The organism is Myxococcus vastator (assembly GCF_010894475.1).
GTDB classification, from domain to species: Bacteria; Myxococcota; Myxococcia; order Myxococcales; family Myxococcaceae; genus Myxococcus; species Myxococcus vastator.
The window spans coordinates 1-21,517 of record NZ_JAAIYB010000095.1; the positions used below are offsets into that span (position 1 = coordinate 1).

11 protein-coding genes, 1 pseudogene and 1 CRISPR repeat array are annotated in these 21,517 nt (G+C 68.4%); of the genes and pseudogenes, 11 read left to right on the top strand and 1 reads right to left on the bottom strand.

Features of this window, described 5'->3' with window-relative positions:
- The coding region (locus G4D87_RS12310) for an MATE family efflux transporter (protein ID WP_240358209.1) at positions 1-446 on the top strand (446 nt) is incomplete at its 5' end.
- Between the two features lie 15 nt (positions 447-461).
- On the opposite strand, the gene G4D87_RS12315 is transcribed toward G4D87_RS12310, so the two are convergent.
- On the bottom strand, positions 462-1,175 hold the full coding sequence (locus G4D87_RS12315) for an esterase family protein (RefSeq protein ID WP_163782164.1): 714 nt from the start codon (positions 1,173-1,175) through the stop codon (positions 462-464).
- A gap of 345 nt (positions 1,176-1,520) precedes the next feature.
- Here G4D87_RS12315 and G4D87_RS12320 point away from each other — a divergent pair, with 345 nt between their 5' ends.
- The 10 genes and pseudogenes from G4D87_RS12320 to G4D87_RS12365 all read left to right on the top strand — a co-directional run.
- Entirely contained in the window at positions 1,521-3,767 is a 2,247-nt protein-coding gene (locus tag G4D87_RS12320; protein WP_240358210.1) for a CRISPR-associated endonuclease Cas3'', read from the top strand.
- A 21-nt stretch (positions 3,768-3,788) separates the two neighbouring features.
- Positions 3,789-4,448 (top strand): type I-C CRISPR-associated protein Cas5c, encoded by a 660-nt coding sequence (gene cas5c, locus G4D87_RS12325; RefSeq protein WP_176409960.1) that lies wholly within the window; start codon positions 3,789-3,791, stop codon positions 4,446-4,448.
- Positions 4,445-6,190 carry a type I-C CRISPR-associated protein Cas8c/Csd1 gene (cas8c, locus tag G4D87_RS12330; RefSeq protein WP_163782170.1) on the top strand — a complete coding sequence of 582 codons (1,746 nt, stop codon included), beginning with the start codon at positions 4,445-4,447 and terminating at the stop codon, positions 6,188-6,190. The genes cas5c and cas8c overlap by 4 nt, the downstream gene beginning before the upstream one ends.
- A 38-nt stretch (positions 6,191-6,228) precedes the next feature.
- Entirely contained in the window at positions 6,229-7,143 is a 915-nt protein-coding gene (gene cas7c / locus G4D87_RS12335; RefSeq protein ID WP_163782172.1) for a type I-C CRISPR-associated protein Cas7/Csd2, read from the top strand.
- Entirely contained in the window at positions 7,140-7,781 is a 642-nt protein-coding gene (gene cas4, locus G4D87_RS12340) for a CRISPR-associated protein Cas4 (RefSeq protein WP_163782174.1), read from the top strand. Before cas7c ends, cas4 begins: the two co-directional genes overlap by 4 nt.
- Positions 7,782-7,793: 12 nt before the next feature.
- Positions 7,794-8,822: a type I-C CRISPR-associated endonuclease Cas1c gene (gene cas1c / locus G4D87_RS12345; protein WP_163782176.1), complete on the top strand. Its 1,029-nt coding sequence runs from the start codon at positions 7,794-7,796 to the stop codon at positions 8,820-8,822.
- Positions 8,822-9,121, top strand: coding sequence for a CRISPR-associated endonuclease Cas2 (gene cas2 / locus G4D87_RS12350; RefSeq protein WP_240358211.1), 300 nt, complete (start codon positions 8,822-8,824; stop codon positions 9,119-9,121). Before cas1c ends, cas2 begins: the two co-directional genes overlap by 1 nt.
- Positions 9,122-9,303: 182 nt before the next feature.
- Positions 9,304-18,343: a CRISPR direct-repeat array (repeat unit 37 nt; unit sequence GTCGCTCCCCGTGAACGCGGGGAGCGTGGGTTGAAAC).
- Positions 18,344-19,197: 854 nt separating this feature from the next.
- Entirely contained in the window at positions 19,198-19,506 is a 309-nt protein-coding gene (locus tag G4D87_RS40225; protein WP_371928531.1) for a DUF6310 domain-containing protein, read from the top strand.
- Complete coding sequence (locus tag G4D87_RS12360) at positions 19,503-20,258, top strand: DUF5953 family protein (protein ID WP_163782181.1); 756 nt, start codon at positions 19,503-19,505, stop codon at positions 20,256-20,258. Before G4D87_RS40225 ends, G4D87_RS12360 begins: the two co-directional genes overlap by 4 nt.
- Positions 20,259-20,303: 45 nt before the next feature.
- Positions 20,304-21,517: pseudogene (locus G4D87_RS12365) on the top strand (hypothetical protein); the annotation flags it as partial.

A 21,517-nucleotide genomic window follows, 5' to 3' on the forward strand; every position in this document is an offset into this window, starting at 1 on the left:
CGGTGGGGGCGCGCAACGGGCGGCAGGCGCGGCTGAGTGGCTTCATGGCCTTCGCGGGAGGCGCGGGCTTCATGGCGCTGGGCGGGCTGTTGTTCGCGCTGTTCCCGACGCCGCTGGCCCGGCTGGCGGGGGCGCCCGAGGACGTGCTGCCGCTGGTGGTGCCGCTGCTGATGGTGAGCGCCGTCTTCCAGGTGTTCGACGGCGTGCAGGGCGTGGGCGCGGGCGTGCTGCGCGGCGCGGGCGACACGCGCTTCACGTTCCTGGCCAACATGGTGGGGCACTACGCCATTGGCCTGCCGCTGACGCTGCTGCTGGGCTTCAAGCTGGGCCTGGGCGTGGTGGGCATCTGGTGGGGCCTGTGCGCGGGCCTCGTCACCGTGGCGGTGGCGCTGCTGTGGCGCTTCAACCGGATGAGCGCGGGCGCGCTGCGTCCAGTTGAAGCGTAGCGGCGCGCGGCGCGGCTACCAGGGCAGGTACTGCTGAATCATCTGCCGCCACACGGGCCAGTCGTGCGTGCCGCCCTGCCACACGGCCAGGTGGTTGCCGATGTCCTTCTTCCACAGCAGGTTGGAGAGGTGCTCGTTGGAGGGGCGGCAGAAGTCGTGCTCGCCCACCGCCAGCACCATCTCCACGCGCTGGAGGGCGGAGAGCTGCGCGGGGTCCGTGAGGTTGGGCAGCCACTCCGTGCATGAGTGGAAGTAGACGTCCGAGTCGTGGTGGCCGTCGAGGAACTCGTCCGTCTCGAACTTGCCGCCCATGGACAGCAGGCGCCGGAAGACGTGTGGGTGCCGCAGCCCGATGTTGTACGAATGGAAGCCGCCGAAGCTGCACCCGGCCAGGGTGAGGCGCCCGCCGGTGCCGCGGCTCTTGAGCAGGGGCACCACCTCGTGCAGGAGGTAGTCCTCCCACTGCTGATGGCGGACGACGCGCTCATGCGGGTGGATGGCGGTGTTGAACCAGGACTCCTCATCCACCGAGTCCGGGCACACCACGATGTACCGGCCGGACTGGACGCGGTCGGCGATGGCGCCGATGAGGCCGAAGTCCTCGGCCTGGAAGAAGCGGCCCTTGCTCGTCGGCAGCAGGAGCACGGGCTCACCCGAGTGGCCGAAGATGAGCAACTCCATGTCGCGGCGCAGTCGCTCGCTGTACCAGCGGTGGTATTCGCGGTTCATGGCGCGCAACTTAATCGCAATGCGTCAAAGGCCGCGACTGGTGTGCAAGGCCCGCCCGCCGGACTGCCGAGAGTGAACACCTGGGCGGATGTCTGACTTTGCCGAGTCGGCGGCTACCCGCCCGGGCGTTCGTTGCGGCTCACACGGATGACACCCATGGGGCGCGGCCCGTGTGGCCGGGAGCCTGCCCGCATTCCTCGCGCTCGGGCATACCACCGTGGGGGGAGCGCGCGCTCCGGGCGTTCGTAGGACAAGGCACCTTGTGCCAGTCACCCGACGGAAACCAGAATGCAGACGCGCATGTCCGCTTGTACGGCCGGACATGGGGTCGGTGGGGGGAGCGCCATGACGAAGGACCTCGGGCGTCCGGAGCCGTCCGCCGTGCCACGCGTGGTGACGGCGGAGCCCTTGGCGCACGTGACAGAAGCGGGCCGTCCTCATCTGCTGCGCGAGCACCTGGAAGCCGTGGGGCAGTGGGCCGCGAGGCTGGCGCCGCGCGAGGACTTGCGTGCACCGGCCCTGGCCACCGGGCGCTGGCATGACCTGGGCAAGTACACACAAGACTTCTGGTATCGCATCCGCGCGGAGAATGGCTTCGAGGCGCACCTGGAGAAAGAGGGCGCGCTGGAGCGAGACCACTCGACGGCCGGGGCGCTCTGGGCGCTGAGCCGGGACCCCCGCTTGCTCCCGCTGGCCCTGGCGATTGCCGGGCACCACGCGGGGCTGCCGGACCTGGGGGCGTTCAAGGATCGCCTGGGGCGCAAGGAGAAGCAGGCGCTGCTCGCGGACGCGAGGGCTCGGTGTGATGTCCCCGCCTTGCTGGACGGACCGCTCGGCTTCGAGCCGGGCGCGCTGCTGCGGCTCGAGCCGCTCCGGTTGGAGCTCTGGACGCGGATGCTCTTCTCGCTGTTGTGCGACGCGGACTTCCTGGACACGGAGGCCTTCTTCGACGCGAGCCGGGGCGCGGGGCGCCAGGTGCCGGTGACGCTGTCTCAGCTCGCCGAACGCCTCCGTGGCTTCCTGGAGGAGAAGCAGCGCGAGGCCCCGGACACGGAGGTCAACCGGGTGCGGCGCGAGGTGCTCTCCGCCGCGGTGGAGGCCGCGTCCCTGCATCCAGGCGTCTTCAGCCTCACGGTGCCCACGGGCGGGGGCAAGACGCTGACGTCCATGGCCTTCGCGCTCGAGCACGCGCGGCGGCATGGGCTCCAGCGCGTCATCGTCGCCATTCCCTATACGTCCATCATCGAGCAGAGCGCGGACGTGTACCGCCAGGCCTTCCAGGGGCTGGAGCACGCCGTCATCGAGCACCACTCCGCCGTCGACCCCGGGAAGGAGACGCCGCTCAACCGCGTCGCCAGCGAGAACTGGGATGCGCCCGTCATCGTCACCACCACGGTGCAGCTCCTGGAGAGCCTCTTCGCCCGCCGCCCGTCGGCGTGCCGCAAGCTGCATCGGGTGGCCCGGAGCGTCATCGTGCTCGACGAGGCGCAGACGCTGCCGCCGTCGCTGCTGGCGCCCATCCTGGATGGCCTGGGCGCGCTGGTGAAGGACTACGGCTGCTCCGTGGTCATCTGCACCGCCACGCAGCCCGCGCTGGGCCGCCGCCCGGACTTCCAGGAGGGACTGCCGGACGCGCGTGAAATCGTCCCGGCCTCGGTGCGCGCCTTCGAGCGCCTGCGCCGGGTGCGGGTGCGGTGGCCCACCCTGGGACGCAAGCTCCCCTACACCGAGCTGGCCGACGCCGTGGCGGCCGAGCGGGACGTCCTCGCCGTGGTCCACCTGCGGGACGACGCGCGTCGGCTCTGCGAGCTCGTGGACGCGCGGCTGGGGCATCAGGACACGCTGCACCTGTCCGCGCTGATGTGCCCGGAGCATCGCTCGGAGGTGCTCGCGGGCATCAAGGCCCGCAAGCGGCGAGGGGAGCCGGTGCGACTGGTGGCCACGCAGCTCGTCGAGGCGGGCGTGGACCTGGACTTCCGCGTCGTCTTCCGGGGGTTGGGAGGACTGGATTCGCTGGCCCAGGCCGCGGGCCGGTGCAACCGGGAGGGGGTGCTGGACGGGCTCGGCGAGCTGCGCGTCTACGAACCCGAGACCCAGCCCCCCCGAGGCGTTCCGCGCGCCGCCCAGGACGTGACTCGCGGTCTGCTGGAGCAGGCACCCGACCTGGACCTGTTCGCGCCCGAGAGCTTCCAGCGCTACTTCGAGCGGCTCTATGCCACCCGCAAGCTGGACGAGAAGGGCATCCAGGACCTGCGGGCAAAGCTCTGCTTCGAAGCGGTGTCCAAGGCCTTCAAGCTGGTCGAGGACGACTGGAGCGCGTCGGTGGTGGTGCCCTTCGCGGGCTGTGAGGCGCTCCTGGAGGAGTTGCGCCAGAGAGGCCCCTCACGGGATCGGCTGCGCGCGCTGCAACGCTTCACGGTGACGGTCCCCCGCAAGGTCCGGGAGGCCTGGCTGGCGCGGGAGTGGGCCCGGCTCGCGGCGGAGACGGTGGCGTACCTGGGGCCGGAGCACGCGTCCGCGTACGAAGGGCGCTTCGGTCTTCTCCTGGACCGGGTCGGCATCCTCGACCCGTCCTTCCTCATTCCCGGCTGAGACACGCATCAGGAGGTGTGGATGACAGCGACGGCAGGCAGGCGGTTTCGCGTGAGGGCCCAGGGGCCCGTGGCGTGCTTCACGCGGCCCGAGATGAAGGCGGAGCGCGTCAGCTACGAGGTGATGACGCCTTCGGCGGCGCGTGGCGTGCTGGAGGCCATCTTGTGGAAGCCGGCCATCCGCTGGCACATCCATGAGATTGCCGTGCTCGCGCCGGTGAAGTGGACCAGCTTCCGCCGCAACGAGGTCAACAGCCGCGCCACGGTGGGCAGGTTCGACTACGCGGCGGACGAGGACCGGGCCCAGCGCAACACGGTGGCGCTGCGGGACGTGGACTACGTCATCACCGCGTCCTTCACCCTGGTGCCCGGGAAGGCGGGGCCCGAGGACACCGCGCGCAAGTTCGAGGACATGTTCGAGCGGCGCCTGGAGCGGGGCCAGTTCTTCCATGCGCCCTACCTGGGCTGCCGCGAGTTCGCGGCCCGGGTGGAGCCCGCCGAGGACGGCCTGCTGCCGCACGAAGCGGGCAGCGGGCGGCGGCCCTTGGGGCTCATGTTCTACGACTTCGTCTTCGACGTGCCCGGTGAGCCTGTGCGCCCCGAGTTCTTCCAGGCGTTCCTGGAGGATGGGGTGTTGCGCGTGCCGCCTCGGGCGCAGGTGCTCGGCGGAGGTGTCCCATGATGCTGACGGCACTGAACGACTTCGCCCGTGAGCGCGGGCTCACCGACGACCTGCTGTACGAGGTCAAGCCCGTGGACTTCTTCATCCGCATCAGCGCGGCGGGGAAGTTCGTCACGCTGGAGAGCACCGCGGGAGAGGACGGGCGGGGAAAGCCCCTCTCGATTCCCCGGCTGCCGCAGCGGGCAGCAAACATCGCGGCGGGCTTCTTCGCGGACAACCCGAAGTACGTCCTCGCCTACGAGAAGGGCACGCCCAAGACAAAGGCTGGAGGCGTGGAGAAGCGCGTGGCCCGGCTGGAGGCCTTCCTGAAGCCGGTGCGGGAGGTCGCCGCAGAGACGAAGGACCCGGAGGCCCGGGCCGTGGAGGCCTTCCTTTCGAACGAGGCCGAGCGGAGCAAGGTGCTGGCGGCTCGCGACGCGGAGGAATGGACGGGCTCCGAGTTGCTCGCCTTCGTCGTCGGTGAGGCCACCGTGCCCGTGCATCAGAACCCGGCCATTCGTGCCTGCTGGGAGCGGCGCTCCGGAGAGAAGCGCGCGCTGGGGCGGACGGCGCGGTGCCTGGTGACAGGGCTGGAGGGGGTGGTGGCCGTCACCCATCCCAAGCTGAAGAACGTCCCGGAGGCTCAGCCGGCGGGCGCTTCACTGGTGTCCTTCAACGCGCCCGCATTCTCGTCGCACGGGCTGGAGCAGGGGGACAACGCCCCCGTCTCCCAGGAGGCGGCGCTGGGCTACGTGCTGGCGCTCAACGACATGCTCCGTGGGACGGAGCAGCGCCGCTTCCGGCAGGGCATTCAATTGGGGGACGGCTCGGTGCTCGTGTTCTGGACGCGCGCGTCCGCGTCTGAAGAGAGCCTGCTGCTGTCGTGGATGGACCCGACGGAGGAGGACCTCCAGCGCTTCGCGGAGTCGCCGTTGCACGGCCTGGAGCCAGGCGAACTGGATGACCACGCCTTCTATGCCGTCACGCTGGCGAGCAACGCGGGCCGCGTAGCCGTGCGCGACTGGTTCGTGTCCAGCGTGGGCGAGGTGAAGCGGAACATCCGGCGCTACTTCGATGACCTCCGCATCGGGCAGGCACCCGCGAAGCCGATCCCCGTCTATCGCCTGCTCAAGGCCGTGGAGGCGCCCTCGGGGCGTGGCCTGTCGCCGGACGTCGCCACGCGGATGCTGGGCGCGGCGCTGCGAGGACAGCCCTTCCCGCGCCAACTCCTGACGTCCGCGCTGGACCGGCTGCGGCTGCCGCCCTCCGACGACCGGTTCGAGCGCGAACAACTGCGGCTCCGCGTCGCGCTCATCAAAGCCACCCTGCTGCGACTCCCTCGAAGTGGAACCACTCCCCTGGAGGTCTCCGTGTCATTGGACAAGAACAACGCCTCGCAGCCCTATGTGCTCGGCCGCCTCTTCGCCGTAATGGAGCGGCTGCAGGGCGCGGCGCTGAAGGACCTCAACGCCACCATCCGCGACCGCTACTTCGGCGCCGCGTCTCGCAACCCCGTCACCGTCTTCCCCAGGCTGCTCCAGCTCTCCGTCCACCACGCCTCCAAGGCGGCGGAGAACGGCAGGTGGCTGGAGCGGACGAAGGGGGAGGTGATGTCACTGCTTCCTTCGCAGCGGCCGTTCCCGCCAGTGCTTGACCTGGAAGCGCAGGGCCTCTTCGCCGTCGGCTACTACCACCAGCGCGAGGCGTTCTTCACCAAGCGCGAGGCGCCGGCTCCTGGCGAGCCCGACGCGTCCATCTCCTGACGTTCCCCCGTCTTCACCCCATTCCCAGAGAAAGCGCCATGACCGACCTCAAGCAGCGCCACGACTTCGTCCTGTTCTTCGACGTGCTGGATGGAAACCCCAATGGAGACCCCGACGCCGGAAACCTGCCCCGCATCGACGCGGAGACGGGCCACGGGCTGGTGACGGACGTGAGCCTCAAGCGCAAGGTGCGCAACTTCATCCTGCTCACGCAGGAGGGCAAGCCGGGGCTGGACATCTTCGTGAAGGAGAAGGCCATCCTGAATCAGCGCATCGCGGAGGCGTACAAGGGCCTGGGCATCGACCTGAGCGAGAAGCCCGCGCGCCCGGAGGACGGAAAGAAGCGGACCAAGGATGGTGAGGCCCAGGGCTCCGAGGTGGACAGGGGCCGCGCGTGGATGTGCAAGACGTTCTTCGATGTCCGCACCTTCGGCGCCGTCATGTCCACGGGACCCAACGCGGGGCAGGTGCGCGGGCCGGTGCAGCTCACCTTCTCGCGCTCGGTGGACCCCATCGTGTCGCAGGAGCACTCCATCACCCGCATGGCCGTGGCGACGGAGGCCGAGGCCGAGAAGCAGCGCGGTGACAACCGCACCATGGGCCGGAAGAACACCGTGCCCTACGCGCTCTACCGCGCGCACGGCTTCGTCTCGCCGCACCTGGCGAAGCAGACGGGGTTCGGCACGGAGGACTTGGAGCTGCTCTTCCAGTCCTTCACGCACATGTTCGAGCTGGACCGCAGCGCCGCGCGGGGGCTGATGTCCATGCGCAAGGTGGTGGTGTTCAAGCACGGCTCGGAGCTGGGCAACTCCCCTGCGCACGCGCTGTTCGACCGCGTCCATGCGGCGCGCACCCAGCCGGAGAAGCCGGCTCGGAGCTTCTCCGACTACGAGGTCCGCGTGGACAAGGCCGGGCTGCCTCAGGGCATCGAGGTGCTGGAGTTGGTGGGATGAGCGCGGACCGCGAGACGTGGGTGGCGCTGTCGGCGCTCCAGCACCTGCTGTACTGCGAGCGGCAGGCGGCGCTCATCCACGTCGAGCGGCAATGGCGGGAGGACGTCAACACCGCCTCCGGGCGGTTGCTCCACGAGCGCGTGGACCTGCCGGGACATGACGCGCGTCCGGGGCGGCGGGTGGAGCGGGCCGTGTTGCTGGGCTCGCAGCGGCTGCGTGTGTCCGGGCGCGCGGACCTGGTCGAGTACCAGCGGGACGCGAGCGGGGTGGGCTGGCGGCCCTATCCGGTGGAGGTGAAGCGCGGTCGGCGCAAGGCGGGGGAGGCGGACCGCGTGCAGCTCTGCGCGCAGGCGCTGTGCCTGGAGGAGATGCACGGCGTGGACATCCCGGAGGGGGCGCTCTTCTACGGGACGGAGCACAAGCGTGAGGCGGTGCCCTTCGACGCGCGGCTGCGCCAGCGGACCGAGGACGCCATCGCGCGCATGCACGAGGTGCTGCGGCGGCAGGAGGTCCCTGTCGTGGCGCGCGCGCCCCGGTGTGACGGGTGCTCGCTGGAGCCGCTGTGCCTCCCGGGGGTGACGGCGGGGCAGCGGAGCGCCCAGGACTTCCTGGCGCGGTGGATGGACGAGGACGGCTGAACGGAGGAACGCATGACGACCGCGTTGAACACGCTGTTCATCACCGCCGAGGGGACTCGCCTGAACAAGGAAGGCGAGTGCGTGGTGGTGACGGTGCAGGAGCAGAAGAAGGCGGAGGTCCCCTTGCGGCACCTGCGCTCGGTGGTGTGCCTGACGCGCGCGTGGCTGACGCCGGAGTTGATGGAGAGCTGCCTGGAGGCGGGCATCCATGTCTCCTTCTTCGGGATGACGGGGCGCTTCCTGGCGCGGGTGGAGGGGGTGCCGGGCGGCAACGTCCTGTTGCGGCGGCAGCAGTACCGGGCGGCGGATGATGTCGCTCGCTCAGTGGCCATCTCCCGGGCGCTGGTGGTGGGGAAGCTCGGGAACGCGCGGCAGTTCGTGTTGCACGCGCGACGTGACGCGGCGCCGGAGCGGCAGGAGGCCTTGTCGGGGACGGCGCGGCGCCTGTCGGAGCACCTGCGCGCTCTGGGCCGCGTGGAGGACCTGGAGCAGGTGCGGGGGCTGGAGGGCATCGCGGCGCGCGACTACTTCGAGGCCTTTCCGTCGCTGCTGAAGAAGAGCGCCGAGGGCTTCGAGTTCGATGGTCGCAACCGCCGGCCGCCGAGGAACCCGCTGAACGCGATGCTCTCGTTTGGCTATGCGCTGCTGGCGCAGGACTGCGCGGGGGCGCTCGCGGGCGTGGGGCTCGACCCCGCCGTGGGGTTCCTGCACGAGGACCGTCCGGGGCGCCTGTCGCTGGCGCTGGATTTGATGGAGGAGTTCCGTGCGCCGGTGGTGGACCGGCTCGTCTTCTCGTTGGTGAACCGGGGGCAACTGAAGCCCGGGGACTTCCGCACGGAGTCGGCGGGGGCCGTGTTGCTGAAGGACGCCGCGCGCAAGACGTTCCTCGTAGCTTACCAGGAGGCGAAGCAGGTGGGCGTGCGGCACGCGTTCCTGGGGCAGGAGACGACCTGGGGCATGGCGCCTCACCTGCAAGCGCTGCTGCTGGCGCGCCACCTTCGGGGAGAGCTGGACGGCTACCCTCCCTTCGCGATGCGCTGATGCGTAGCTTGACTGTGTTGATTTGCTACGACGTGCGGGTGTCGGACCCCCAGGGGCCTCGGCGCCTGCGCAAGCTTGCGCGGGCTTGCAGGGACCATGGCGTACGAGTGCAATACTCCGTCTTCGAGTGTGTCCTGGAGCCCAAGGACTGGGTCGTCCTGCGCGCTCGCCTGCTCGGCGTATTTGACGCGGAATGCGACAGCCTGCGCTTCTACTTCCTGTCGGAGGATGATGCCCGGAAGACGGAGCATCACGGCGCCAGGGCACCCCTGGACGTCGAGGGGCCTCTGGTCCTGTAGGCCTCCGCGAACCGCTCCCGGTGTGCGCTCCGTCGAGGGTTCGCGCTCTTTGAAATCCCGAATAGAATCAGTGGGTTGGGGGCGTGGGCGGCAGGAACGGCGGGGCGCTTTCGTGGCGGCGAGGGCCGGTTCGCGAAATCCGGCCGGATTCCGTAGTCAGAACGCTATGTTGGAGAGGCGGGGTCGCTCCCCGTGAACGCGGGGAGCGTGGGTTGAAACCTCTCGGACGCGCGCGCGAAGCGCAACATCCAGGTCGCTCCCCGTGAACGCGGGGAGCGTGGGTTGAAACACGCCTCCGGACCTCTCCCGAGACGCGGAACTGGTCGCTCCCCGTGAACGCGGGGAGCGTGGGTTGAAACTTACGTGACTGCCCTCGGGATGGAGGGTCCCTGTCGCTCCCCGTGAACGCGGGGAGCGTGGGTTGAAACCGCTACCTCGCCTGTGTGGCCAAGGTGGCAGAGGGTCGCTCCCCGTGAACGCGGGGAGCGTGGGTTGAAACAAAAAGGAAGCCCCGAGTCATCGTAGTTGCCGCTGTCGCTCCCCGTGAACGCGGGGAGCGTGGGTTGAAACCCTGTGGTGTTGGAACTCGGAGGAGACAGCCAGGAAGTCGCTCCCCGTGAACGCGGGGAGCGTGGGTTGAAACCGCCAAAGCCCGAGCACGAGCCGAGCAAGTGCGTGTCGCTCCCCGTGAACGCGGGGAGCGTGGGTTGAAACGTGTGGTACTCGTTGTGAAGAAAGCGAGGAAGCACGTCGCTCCCCGTGAACGCGGGGAGCGTGGGTTGAAACGGCTTGCAGGTGTTCAAGGGGACCTCCTCAGAAGTCGCTCCCCGTGAACGCGGGGAGCGTGGGTTGAAACGGTGTGGGGCTCCTTGGGCGGATAGCCGAGGTGGGGTCGCTCCCCGTGAACGCGGGGAGCGTGGGTTGAAACTGTGCCTCCATGGCCGACGTCTTTGACGCGGACGTCGCTCCCCGTGAACGCGGGGAGCGTGGGTTGAAACCAGGGACTCAGCAGCGAAGACAGGGCAGCCGTGAAGTCGCTCCCCGTGAACGCGGGGAGCGTGGGTTGAAACCCGCCGTCCCCGAGCAGGTGGACCCGGCGACGGGTCGCTCCCCGTGAACGCGGGGAGCGTGGGTTGAAACACCTCGTGGGACTTGGGCCGGGCTGACAGCACCTGTCGCTCCCCGTGAACGCGGGGAGCGTGGGTTGAAACATGCAGGCCGCCGCGCCGCTCGGCCAGCAGGTGCAAGGTCGCTCCCCGTGAACGCGGGGAGCGTGGGTTGAAACAGCTTCATGAAAATCATTGACCCCGGCGTTGCCGTGTCGCTCCCCGTGAACGCGGGGAGCGTGGGTTGAAACTGGGCCGGGCGCTGGCTGCAGGGAAGACGGGCGTCGCTCCCCGTGAACGCGGGGAGCGTGGGTTGAAACCAGCAGGTGCTCAGCCCCTACATGGGGATGATGTCGCTCCCCGTGAACGCGGGGAGCGTGGGTTGAAACTCGTCCGCCAGCACCGCGCCGTGGATGGCCACGGTCGCTCCCCGTGAACGCGGGGAGCGTGGGTTGAAACCCCTTGAACTTCGCCGCCGCGATGAAGGGGTTGCCGTCGCTCCCCGTGAACGCGGGGAGCGTGGGTTGAAACGGTTCCCTGGCGTTGAGGGCGTGACGACCTGCAGTCGCTCCCCGTGAACGCGGGGAGCGTGGGTTGAAACTCTCTCGGGTGCTTCGAGTGGGGTGCTGCGTGGTCGCTCCCCGTGAACGCGGGGAGCGTGGGTTGAAACCGTTCCCCGGCAAGTACGACTCCGACGAATTCGAGGCGGTCGCTCCCCGTGAACGCGGGGAGCGTGGGTTGAAACTCCTCTCGTGCTGCGGGTGAGACATGGGACGGGCGTCGCTCCCCGTGAACGCGGGGAGCGTGGGTTGAAACAGGGAGTCAGCGGCGGGAAGGCGTCACAGCGCGGGGTCGCTCCCCGTGAACGCGGGGAGCGTGGGTTGAAACGAGAATGACACCGACGTCGTCAACGCGGATGGAATGGTCGCTCCCCGTGAACGCGGGGAGCGTGGGTTGAAACAAGGTGAAGGCCGTGCGCCATGCCGGGGACACGCGTCGCTCCCCGTGAACGCGGGGAGCGTGGGTTGAAACCCATTCTGGATGGACGCCTCCAGGCCCAGCGTCGTCGCTCCCCGTGAACGCGGGGAGCGTGGGTTGAAACTCGTCAATGAGCGCCCGGGCTTCCCCGCTGACGTGGGTCGCTCCCCGTGAACGCGGGGAGCGTGGGTTGAAACTTCCTTTGCTTGCGCGGGCCGGGGGTTACGCCATGGGTCGCTCCCCGTGAACGCGGGGAGCGTGGGTTGAAACGAGACGGGGAACCGAAGTCAGTGGTCGAAGACGTCGCTCCCCGTGAACGCGGGGAGCGTGGGTTGAAACGCCACGTCGCCGCGCATCTCCGCGAGCAGGTCGTCGCTCCCCGTGAACGCGGGGAGCGTGGGTTGAAACAGCTCTGGGTGTGCAGTGACGACGCGCGCCACTGTCGCTCCCCGTGAACGCGGGGAGCGTGGGTTGAAACACCGCGTACCCATCCAGGATGTCGTGCCAGACCAGGTCGCTCCCCGTGAACGCGGGGAGCGTGGGTTGAAACTCGTTCGCCATGGCGTACCCCCTGCGTCATGCGGTCGCTCCCCGTGAACGCGGGGAGCGTGGGTTGAAACCGGATGATTCGCCGACCCTTGCGCGTGTAGCCCTCGTCGCTCCCCGTGAACGCGGGGAGCGTGGGTTGAAACACGATGGTGGCCGCGCCGGGCTTGCCGTCGGTGACGTCGCTCCCCGTGAACGCGGGGAGCGTGGGTTGAAACGTTGTAGTCGCCGCCGGTGGTGCGGACGTCGCTGTCGCTCCCCGTGAACGCGGGGAGCGTGGGTTGAAACGGGAAGCGGATAAGCGCGCGGCCCTCGGTTTTCGTCGCTCCCCGTGAACGCGGGGAGCGTGGGTTGAAACGATGTGTCCTGCTCCGCCGGGGCTGGCTGTGCGGTCGCTCCCCGTGAACGCGGGGAGCGTGGGTTGAAACCGTCAGCGATGGTGGCTTCGGGCTGAAGGCCTACGGTCGCTCCCCGTGAACGCGGGGAGCGTGGGTTGAAACAAGTGGGACCATCTCTACGACCTTGTGCGCTGGGTCGCTCCCCGTGAACGCGGGGAGCGTGGGTTGAAACATCCGCGACGGTGCCACCCTGGACGCGGTCCGGTCGCTCCCCGTGAACGCGGGGAGCGTGGGTTGAAACAGAAGAAGCGCGCGGCGAAGGCCGACCCGCTGGCGGTCGCTCCCCGTGAACGCGGGGAGCGTGGGTTGAAACCAGGACGCATCCTTCGCCTGCTGTACCCGCTCGAAGATGTCGCTCCCCGTGAACGCGGGGAGCGTGGGTTGAAACATGAAGTCCACCCCGGCCGTCACGTCGGTGAAGGTCGCTCCCCGTGAACGCGGGGAGCGTGGGTTGAAACTCAGTGCCAGTGAATTCGGGCACTTGCGCGTGCGTCGCTCCCCGTGAACGCGGGGAGCGTGGGTTGAAACTCCTGGGCGGCGCGGTCATACGCGGTGGACATGGTCGCTCCCCGTGAACGCGGGGAGCGTGGGTTGAAACGCCTTGGCCATGCTCGTCTCCAGTCAGTGGCGCCGTCGCTCCCCGTGAACGCGGGGAGCGTGGGTTGAAACTTGAGCGTGTACTCGGCCGAGTAGTACGTCTCGTCGCTCCCCGTGAACGCGGGGAGCGTGGGTTGAAACACCTCCGTCCCGCTCGCGGGCGCGGAAGCGGTGGTGTCGCTCCCCGTGAACGCGGGGAGCGTGGGTTGAAACCGATGACGCCCGAGGAGATTGCAGCAACTGAGGCGTCGCTCCCCGTGAACGCGGGGAGCGTGGGTTGAAACTCCATGGCGAGCATTTCGTTGAGCCACGTCGTGCGTCGCTCCCCGTGAACGCGGGGAGCGTGGGTTGAAACCAAGAGCACGAGGCGCTTCAGGCGATGACGCCTGAGTCGCTCCCCGTGAACGCGGGGAGCGTGGGTTGAAACACGAGAAGGACCACTTCGTGCCTCACGAGGGCAGTCGCTCCCCGTGAACGCGGGGAGCGTGGGTTGAAACGGCTCCACGCCGTACACGTCCGGCTTCGGCAGCGCGTCGCTCCCCGTGAACGCGGGGAGCGTGGGTTGAAACACCCAGTCGATTCCGCCCACCGTCCGGAGCATTCGTCGCTCCCCGTGAACGCGGGGAGCGTGGGTTGAAACACGTCAGGGACGGCAAAGACTGGTGGGTTGACGGTCGCTCCCCGTGAACGCGGGGAGCGTGGGTTGAAACCGCCCGAGCCTCCAGGCTGAGCAGCCGCAGTGCAGTCGCTCCCCGTGAACGCGGGGAGCGTGGGTTGAAACGGGACCATCGTCGCGCTCGACGTCAACAGCATCAACGTCGCTCCCCGTGAACGCGGGGAGCGTGGGTTGAAACATGCGCAACACCAACGCCGGGAAACCGGTGCTGGGTCGCTCCCCGTGAACGCGGGGAGCGTGGGTTGAAACGTCATGGTGCTGCTCCTTTCAGACTGCCTTGGGTGTCGCTCCCCGTGAACGCGGGGAGCGTGGGTTGAAACCCCTCGTTGCGCTGCTGGTGGCCGGGCAGGTGTGTCGCTCCCCGTGAACGCGGGGAGCGTGGGTTGAAACATGGCCTCGTGGGCCAACTGGAGGTTGGCCAGCAGGTCGCTCCCCGTGAACGCGGGGAGCGTGGGTTGAAACTGCTCCTCTCGGTTGGCTGCCTCTGCCGGGCGCCAGTCGCTCCCCGTGAACGCGGGGAGCGTGGGTTGAAACCTTTCGCCGTGTCAACTACCCCTCAACCACTTTGTCGCTCCCCGTGAACGCGGGGAGCGTGGGTTGAAACAGGTGGCACGCCAACTCCTCGTAGGCGTGGTCTGTCGCTCCCCGTGAACGCGGGGAGCGTGGGTTGAAACCATGGTCTTGCGCGTCACCTCGACCACAGCCGCGTGGTCGCTCCCCGTGAACGCGGGGAGCGTGGGTTGAAACCAGCGGTAGCCCATCAGTACAATGCAAATCCGAGTCGCTCCCCGTGAACGCGGGGAGCGTGGGTTGAAACTTCCAGCGCCGCTCCCTGACGCGAGAGCAGAGGCGTCGCTCCCCGTGAACGCGGGGAGCGTGGGTTGAAACTTGTCAGTTTGCTGGGTGAGAACGGCCACGGGGTGTGTCGCTCCCCGTGAACGCGGGGAGCGTGGGTTGAAACCCTGCGCCCCACGCGACGACCTCGTAGACCCAGTCGCTCCCCGTGAACGCGGGGAGCGTGGGTTGAAACCTCACCGCGAAGCTAGGCAGCGCGAAGAGGTAGGTCGCTCCCCGTGAACGCGGGGAGCGTGGGTTGAAACTTGTGCAGGATGGTGTTCCCGCCATCCCGCGGGGTCGCTCCCCGTGAACGCGGGGAGCGTGGGTTGAAACCGCGTTGTGGCCGGCGACTTGTGCCCCAGGAACGTCGCTCCCCGTGAACGCGGGGAGCGTGGGTTGAAACGCCCACGTCGCGGCGGTGCTCAGGTGGGCCTCGTGTCGCTCCCCGTGAACGCGGGGAGCGTGGGTTGAAACTACGTCGCGAAAGCATCCAGGGCCGAGCGTGACGTCGCTCCCCGTGAACGCGGGGAGCGTGGGTTGAAACCATCGTTCTCGTCATCGGAGCGGCGGGCATGGGCAGTCGCTCCCCGTGAACGCGGGGAGCGTGGGTTGAAACCCGCTGCTGCTGCTCTTGGGCGCGGGGTACTACGTCGCTCCCCGTGAACGCGGGGAGCGTGGGTTGAAACACCGAGTACCCGTCCAGGATGTCGTGCCACACCAGTCGCTCCCCGTGAACGCGGGGAGCGTGGGTTGAAACCAGGCGCCCAGCTCGCGCGACAGTGGGGCGGGGTCGCTCCCCGTGAACGCGGGGAGCGTGGGGTGAAACAACGTGACCATCTACTTCGGTCAGCGCTCCGATGTCGCTCCCCGTGAACGCGGGGAGCGTGGGTTGAAACCGTCAACGCGCTCGGCGTACATCCGAGCCATGAAGTCGCTCCCCGTGAACGCGGGGAGCGTGGGTTGAAACTTTTTACATCGAGAGCGTTAGTGACCCGGATCCGGTCGCTCCCCGTGAACGCGGGGAGCGTGGGTTGAAACACCTCAATGGAGCCCCTCCCACTGCTGCATGTGGGTCGCTCCCCGTGAACGCGGGGAGCGTGGGTTGAAACCCCACCTCAACGCCGCGTCGCGCGAGGCCGGGTGTCGCTCCCCGTGAACGCGGGGAGCGTGGGTTGAAACTGGGACTGGTCGCTCGGCACAAAGCTGCTCGTGGTCGCTCCCCGTGAACGCGGGGAGCGTGGGTTGAAACTTGAGCGCGCACAACCACGGGGGACAGTCCTGCGTCGCTCCCCGTGAACGCGGGGAGCGTGGGTTGAAACTGGGTTTTGCACTGCCCACCTACCCAGGCTTCCGTCGCTCCCCGTGAACGCGGGGAGCGTGGGTTGAAACCCGACGAGCAGCCGCAGCGCCCGCAGGCGACGCTGTCGCTCCCCGTGAACGCGGGGAGCGTGGGTTGAAACCGGTCGGTCGGCGAGCTCAAGACGGCCGATGCCGTCGCTCCCCGTGAACGCGGGGAGCGTGGGTTGAAACTTCAAGGCCGACGCTGGGCTGCCCCTGCTGGTCGTCGCTCCCCGTGAACGCGGGGAGCGTGGGTTGAAACCCTGGCTGTCAACGAACGGCACGCGGGTTCCAGTCGCTCCCCGTGAACGCGGGGAGCGTGGGTTGAAACCTCGAGCTGCGGCCCGATGAACGCGACGTCGTCAGTCGCTCCCCGTGAACGCGGGGAGCGTGGGTTGAAACTCGTAGTCCTCGTTCGGCAGCACCGTGGCCTTCGTCGCTCCCCGTGAACGCGGGGAGCGTGGGTTGAAACTGACTGCGCGACATGGAGGCCGCGCCGCTGGGCAGTCGCTCCCCGTGAACGCGGGGAGCGTGGGTTGAAACTATCTCTCGAAGGAGAGCGCCGCCGAGCCCGGACGGTCGCTCCCCGTGAACGCGGGGAGCGTGGGTTGAAACTTGCTCGGGCTCCCGCGCCAGGACGACGCCACCCGTCGCTCCCCGTGAACGCGGGGAGCGTGGGTTGAAACTCGCTGGAGATGGATATGGCAGACGCGGCGCAGAACGACGTCGCTCCTCGTGAACGCGGGGAGCGTGGGTTGAAACCGGGCCAAGGCGGCTACTGGGGGGACCCTGGCTGGTCGCTCCTCGTGAACGCGGGGAGCGTGGGTTGAAACCCCGAGTCTGGATCTTCTTGGCGACGGACTGCACCTTGTCGCTCCTCGTGAACGCGGGGAGCGTGGGTTGAAACGCGAACATCGCCTTGGCCACGCGCGGCGAGGTGGTGGTCGCTCCTCGTGAACGCGGGGAGCGTGGGTTGAAACCGTAGATGCCGAGGCGCTTGCCACGCGCCTCAAGTCGCTCCCCGTGAACGCGGGGAGCGTGGGTTGAAACACGGAGACGAAGGCGTCCCTCACGGCGCAGGTGGTCGCTCCCCGTGAACGCGGGGAGCGTGGGTTGAAACACGAAACATGCGGCAAAGACCGCAGGAGGCCCGTGGTCGCTCCCCGTGAACGCGGGGAGCGTGGGTTGAAACTGCAGCTCCAGCCCGGCGCTCTGCAGCGTCCTCCGTCGCTCCCCGTGAACGCGGGGAGCGTGGGTTGAAACTTCGGCTTCGGCTTCTTCGCCTTTCGGCGCTCGTCGTCGCTCCCCGTGAACGCGGGGAGCGTGGGTTGAAACCTCGCCCGGAAGCTGGGCTCGGCGTCCTTCAACAGTCGCTCCCCGTGAACGCGGGGAGCGTGGGTTGAAACCAGAAGAGCTTGTCAGCCTGGGTCCAGGCGGCAGGTCGCTCCCCGTGAACGCGGGGAGCGTGGGTTGAAACCACTTCGTGGTTGTCCCTGGGGGCCGTAGTTGAAGTCGCTCCCCGTGAACGCGGGGAGCGTGGGTTGAAACCGCCAGCGGCTCGGCCAGCATGGCAATCTCATGGTCGCTCCCCATGGACGCGGGGAGCGTGGGTTGAAACTCGTTGGCGCCCGTGGTGGCCCGCTTCCCCACCGCTCGCTCCCCGTGAACGCGGGGAGCGTGGGTTGAAACCAGGCCCAGGACAGAGGGTCCGGCACTGCATTGGTCGCTCCCCGTGAACGCGGGGAGCGTGGGTTGAAACATAAACGCCAGGGCGCCCAGGTATCTCCGTCTGGTCGCTCCCCGTGAACGCAGGGAGCGTGGGTTGAAACCTCATCCCGGAGGGGCGTGGCCTCCCTCGCGTGGGGTCGCTCCCCGTGAACGCGGGGAGCGTGGGTTGAAACAGGAATCTCACGGTGAAGCCTGGCGCGGAGCTTGTCGCTCCCCGTGAACGCGGGGAGCGTGGGTTGAAACTCGAAAGAGACGGTCGCGCCGATGTTGCGCGACGTTGCTCCCCGTGAACGCGGGGAGCGTGGGTTGAAACCACCATGAGCAGCAAGAGCTGTACGAGCGATACGTCGCTCCCCGTGAACGCGGGGAGCGTGGGTTGAAACGACTTCGACTACGAGGGAGAGGAATACGAGGCGGTCGCTCCCCGTGAACGCGGGGAGCGTGGGTTGAAACCCGCTGATGCGCAGTGCTCGTGTGGCCACACCCGTCGCTCCCTGTGAACGAGGGGAGCGTGGGTTGAAACCTCGGGTGCCGCTCGCTCCGACGACGCGCCAGGTCGCTCCCCGTGAACGCGGGGAGCGTGGGTTGAAACTCGGACTGGAGCCTGGGCACAAAGCTGCTCGTGGTCGCTCCCCGTGAACGCGGGGAGCGTGGGTTGAAACGTGTCTCGCGATGGCGCGCTCACCGGCGGTAGGGTCGTCGCTCCCCGTGAACGCGGGGAGCGTGGGTTGAAACCGCCCAAAGAAGGGCGCCTCTGGGAAGAGGAAGGTCGCTCCCCGTGAACGCGGGGAGCGTGGGTTGAAACGCATCCACAACGGCGGGGATGAGCATGAGGGTGTGGTCGCTCCCCGTGAACGCGGGGAGCGTGGGTTGAAACCCGCGTGACGAGCGCGGCGAGCGGTTGCCCCGGGTCGCTCCCCGTGAACGCGGGGAGCGTGGGGTGAAACGCGGGGAACGACACTGAACAGCAGGTCGTCGGCGGTCGCTCCCCGTGAACGCGGGGAGCGTGGGTTGAAACCTCGTTCTCGTGCGAGTCGCGCAGCATCGGCCGTCGCTCCCCGTGAACGCGGGGAGTGGGTTTGTTGGCGGTCATCAAAAGCGAGAGATTCTGGTCATCGCGGAGTGCGGAAGTCGGGTCCTCGGGAAGCACGGGTATCGAGTCAATCTTGATTTCGACAGGCTCAGGGTCGAGTGGATTCCTGTGATAGCTCAGCCCCTCAAACGGGGGCTCCTGCGCATGAGGCACGGCCACCAACTCGCGAAGATGCTCCCGAAGCACCACACCGCGAAGGTCGCCGACGAGTGGGGATGCCCCGGGCATGCAAACCGACCGGACGTGCATGTGAAGTCGGGTCGTGAGCGTGACTGCCGAGCGATAGCGGTCGGTGCCGGGCGGACGTTGGAGCCGTACTGGATGAAGGGCACCCTGGTGGGTTGGAGTGCGAGCTGCTCGTCCCGTACCTGCTGCCGACGAGGCGGGTCGCGACTTACAGCGTGCCGCTCGACGGGAGCGTGTTTCTCTGGAGTAGAAAGGTGTACCGCTGAGCTGCGGCAACTCGAACCGGACGCGTTCGGGGCTGGCTCTCCAGGGGCCACGCTGCCAGACTCGGGCGCGCTCCGTGCCCCCCGCTGTCGAGCAGAACCCCTTCCGTAAGGACGTGGCCATGCTTCTCCGAACCCGTGTCGCACTCCTGCTGCTTCTCGCGGCCTGCGCGACGACTGAGCCGAAAGAGTCGGCGGCCGGGAGCCCGAGGGTCGCCAATCTTCAGAGAGCGGCGACGCTGCCGTGGGCTGATGGCGGGCGATGCGTGGTGCGGGAGGCATCCAACAAATGGGCCGTGCTTGTGGAGAGGTCCTGTCACGCGCTCGACCATGCCACTGGACCGAGAGCGACGCCCGGAGTGCAGGCCCGTCCTGGTGCCGCACGCGGGAAGAGTTGATTCGTATAACGAGTGCGCCGACAGGTTTCCGCCGAACCACTACTCCGGCATGGACGTGCTCGTGAACGGAATATGGGTTGACGCGCTACAAGTCGGCGTGCGTGTGCTTTGGGAAATCAAGACCCATCAATTCGACATGTATTTTGGATTCGTCATTGGAGTGAGCACCCAAGCGCACAAAGAAGTGCTGCTCGCTGTTGTTCCCTCCCTCAGGATCGTCGTCACGGGATGCAAACGATGACCACCCAAAATCGCCTCGTTCTAACCGTCTACGCGCCTGCGCTCGTGGGTGAGGACAAGCGGACGCTCGCTGCCGTTCATGGGATGGAAGAGGCGCTCCCCGGCTTGCGTCTGGAGTGGAGAGTTACCGGAGGGCGACGGCTTGCTGCGTTGCCACAGCGCGACGCATGGATCGTAGAGAGGATCAAGGACGGGGGCTTCCCTTTGGTGTGCAACGGGGACGAGAGCTACCCCGTGACGGTGATGGGGAGAGGAAACTCGGGGCTCTTCAGCCCTGGCGGTCAGGCCCTGTTCGAAGTCCATGCCAAGTTGCCGCTCGATGCGACGGTCATCGCTGCGGCGGCGGAGATGCTGGAGCGAGTAGCGGAGGGCACACGCGCATTCTGGGGGCGTGCGACGCCACACGACGCTGCGGTGGACATCGCGTATCAGACAGCACCCACGCTGGAAGGGCCGCCGTCGCCACGCCGGGGCCTGCCCGCACTGAAGCTGTTCGAGCACATCCGCTCGCCCGAGACTCCCTATTACCTCGGATGGCTGAACTACTGGTCCGCGGCTGCCGCGCGGGCCATCGGGTTCCCGAACCCCTCGCGCGACGCGGACCTGCTCACGCGGGCGCGTGGAACGCTGTCGGGTGGGTGGGTCGTGCAGCTCACTGACGCGCCGCTCGATCTCGACAACCCCGCCCACTTGGACGCGCTCCAGCGGGCCTATGCGCGCTTCCCGGTGATTGGTGGTCGCGCAGCGCCTTGAGCCCTCTCCTTCGACCTATGCCGTGGCCTTTCACAGGAGGCGTTGATGTTCACCCGTTGGCACTGGACCGTCGCCCTGTTGCTGCTGTTCCCCTCCCAGGAGGGGCCTTCGCGGCTGTGGGACTGGGGCTGGATGATGCGCGTTGAGCGTCTGCTTCGCTGTGGCGCCTTGCTGGCGCTGGCCCTGGCGCTGCTCACGTCGGGCTGTGCCTCGCTGCCTTCTCGGGCGGGTCCTGGAGGCACCCTGGCTGCCGGAGCGGGCCCGACGCCCATGGCGGCCCCTGGGCGCGGTGCCGTCGTGAGTCTCCCCGAGGACGACGGGTCCGAGGACTTCTCCGACGACGAGGAGGCCGAAGCCGGGCCGCTCCTGCACCGCCGGCGAGTCATGTCGTCCCCCACGAGCCCCGGCGGAGGCGAGACGACGCCCCTGCGTGTGGTGGGCGCGTGCGGGGAGGTGCCTTCCGGCTGGCCGCACCTGGCTGAGGAGGAGGTGCTGGCGCCCTTCCTCGAATGCCCCACGCCAGCGGCCTTCCTGGCCTTGCAGCGCAGGGCGGACATGCCCCGGCTGGTGGAGGCCCTCTCGGACTGGAATGCCGTCCGGCTGGGCGCCCTGGGCCCCCTGGAGGCCGAAGCGGTCCTCGTCCTGCTGCGGAAGCGCGCGGCCTTCCTCTCCACCTCCGTGGAGAGGCACGGCCTGGCCAAGGCGGAAGTCCTCGCCCTCTTCGTGCTGCACACCACCCACGACGACGAGGTGCGGCAGTTGCTGCGCCTGTTGGCCGGCGACAAGCTGCTGACGCGCGCGCTGGGGGCCATGGAGGTGGTGCGCGACGAGCTGAAGCAGCGGGGCATGGCCCTCGCTGACTTCCCGGAGCGGGACTTCCGCGCGGGCGACATCGCGCGCGGGCTGGGACGGGCCGCGGACGACGTCGCGGCCTCCATTCCCCTCGTCGGTGGGAGCCGGAGCGTGGACGCGTCCGCGCTGCCCCCGCGACTGCCTCCGCCCTACCGGGCCGCGTACGAGGAGGTGGAGAAGGCGCAGTACCTGGGGGCCTTCGCGCCGGGCAACGTGGCCCTGGCGTCCTTTGACTCCCTCACCTTCGGCGTGCCGCTGGGCTTCTACCACCTGGCGGCGGGGACGGCGCAGGGCGGGGCCTCCCTCGCCAGGGGCGAGTACGAGGAGGCCACGCGGCAGTTGGCGCCCGCGGCCCTCATGGTGGGCCTGTACGCGGGAGGGAAGGGGGCGCGCGCCTTCCGTGAAGC

What these genes read in the sequence shown, in the direction of transcription:
- G4D87_RS12315 (WP_163782164.1), bottom strand. Translation starts at nt 1,175, where the DNA reads ATGAACCGCGAATACCACCGCTGGTACAGCGAGCGACTGCGCCGCGAC.
- G4D87_RS12320 (WP_240358210.1), top strand. Translation starts at nt 1,521, where the DNA reads ATGACGAAGGACCTCGGGCGTCCGGAGCCGTCCGCCGTGCCACGCGTG.
- cas5c (WP_176409960.1), top strand. Translation starts at nt 3,789, where the DNA reads ATGACAGCGACGGCAGGCAGGCGGTTTCGCGTGAGGGCCCAGGGGCCC.
- cas8c (WP_163782170.1), top strand. Translation starts at nt 4,445, where the DNA reads ATGATGCTGACGGCACTGAACGACTTCGCCCGTGAGCGCGGGCTCACC.
- cas7c (WP_163782172.1), top strand. Translation starts at nt 6,229, where the DNA reads ATGACCGACCTCAAGCAGCGCCACGACTTCGTCCTGTTCTTCGACGTG.
- cas4 (WP_163782174.1), top strand. Translation starts at nt 7,140, where the DNA reads ATGAGCGCGGACCGCGAGACGTGGGTGGCGCTGTCGGCGCTCCAGCAC.
- cas1c (WP_163782176.1), top strand. Translation starts at nt 7,794, where the DNA reads ATGACGACCGCGTTGAACACGCTGTTCATCACCGCCGAGGGGACTCGC.
- cas2 (WP_240358211.1), top strand. Translation starts at nt 8,822, where the DNA reads ATGCGTAGCTTGACTGTGTTGATTTGCTACGACGTGCGGGTGTCGGAC.
- G4D87_RS40225 (WP_371928531.1), top strand. Translation starts at nt 19,198, where the DNA reads ATGCCACTGGACCGAGAGCGACGCCCGGAGTGCAGGCCCGTCCTGGTG.
- G4D87_RS12360 (WP_163782181.1), top strand. Translation starts at nt 19,503, where the DNA reads ATGACCACCCAAAATCGCCTCGTTCTAACCGTCTACGCGCCTGCGCTC.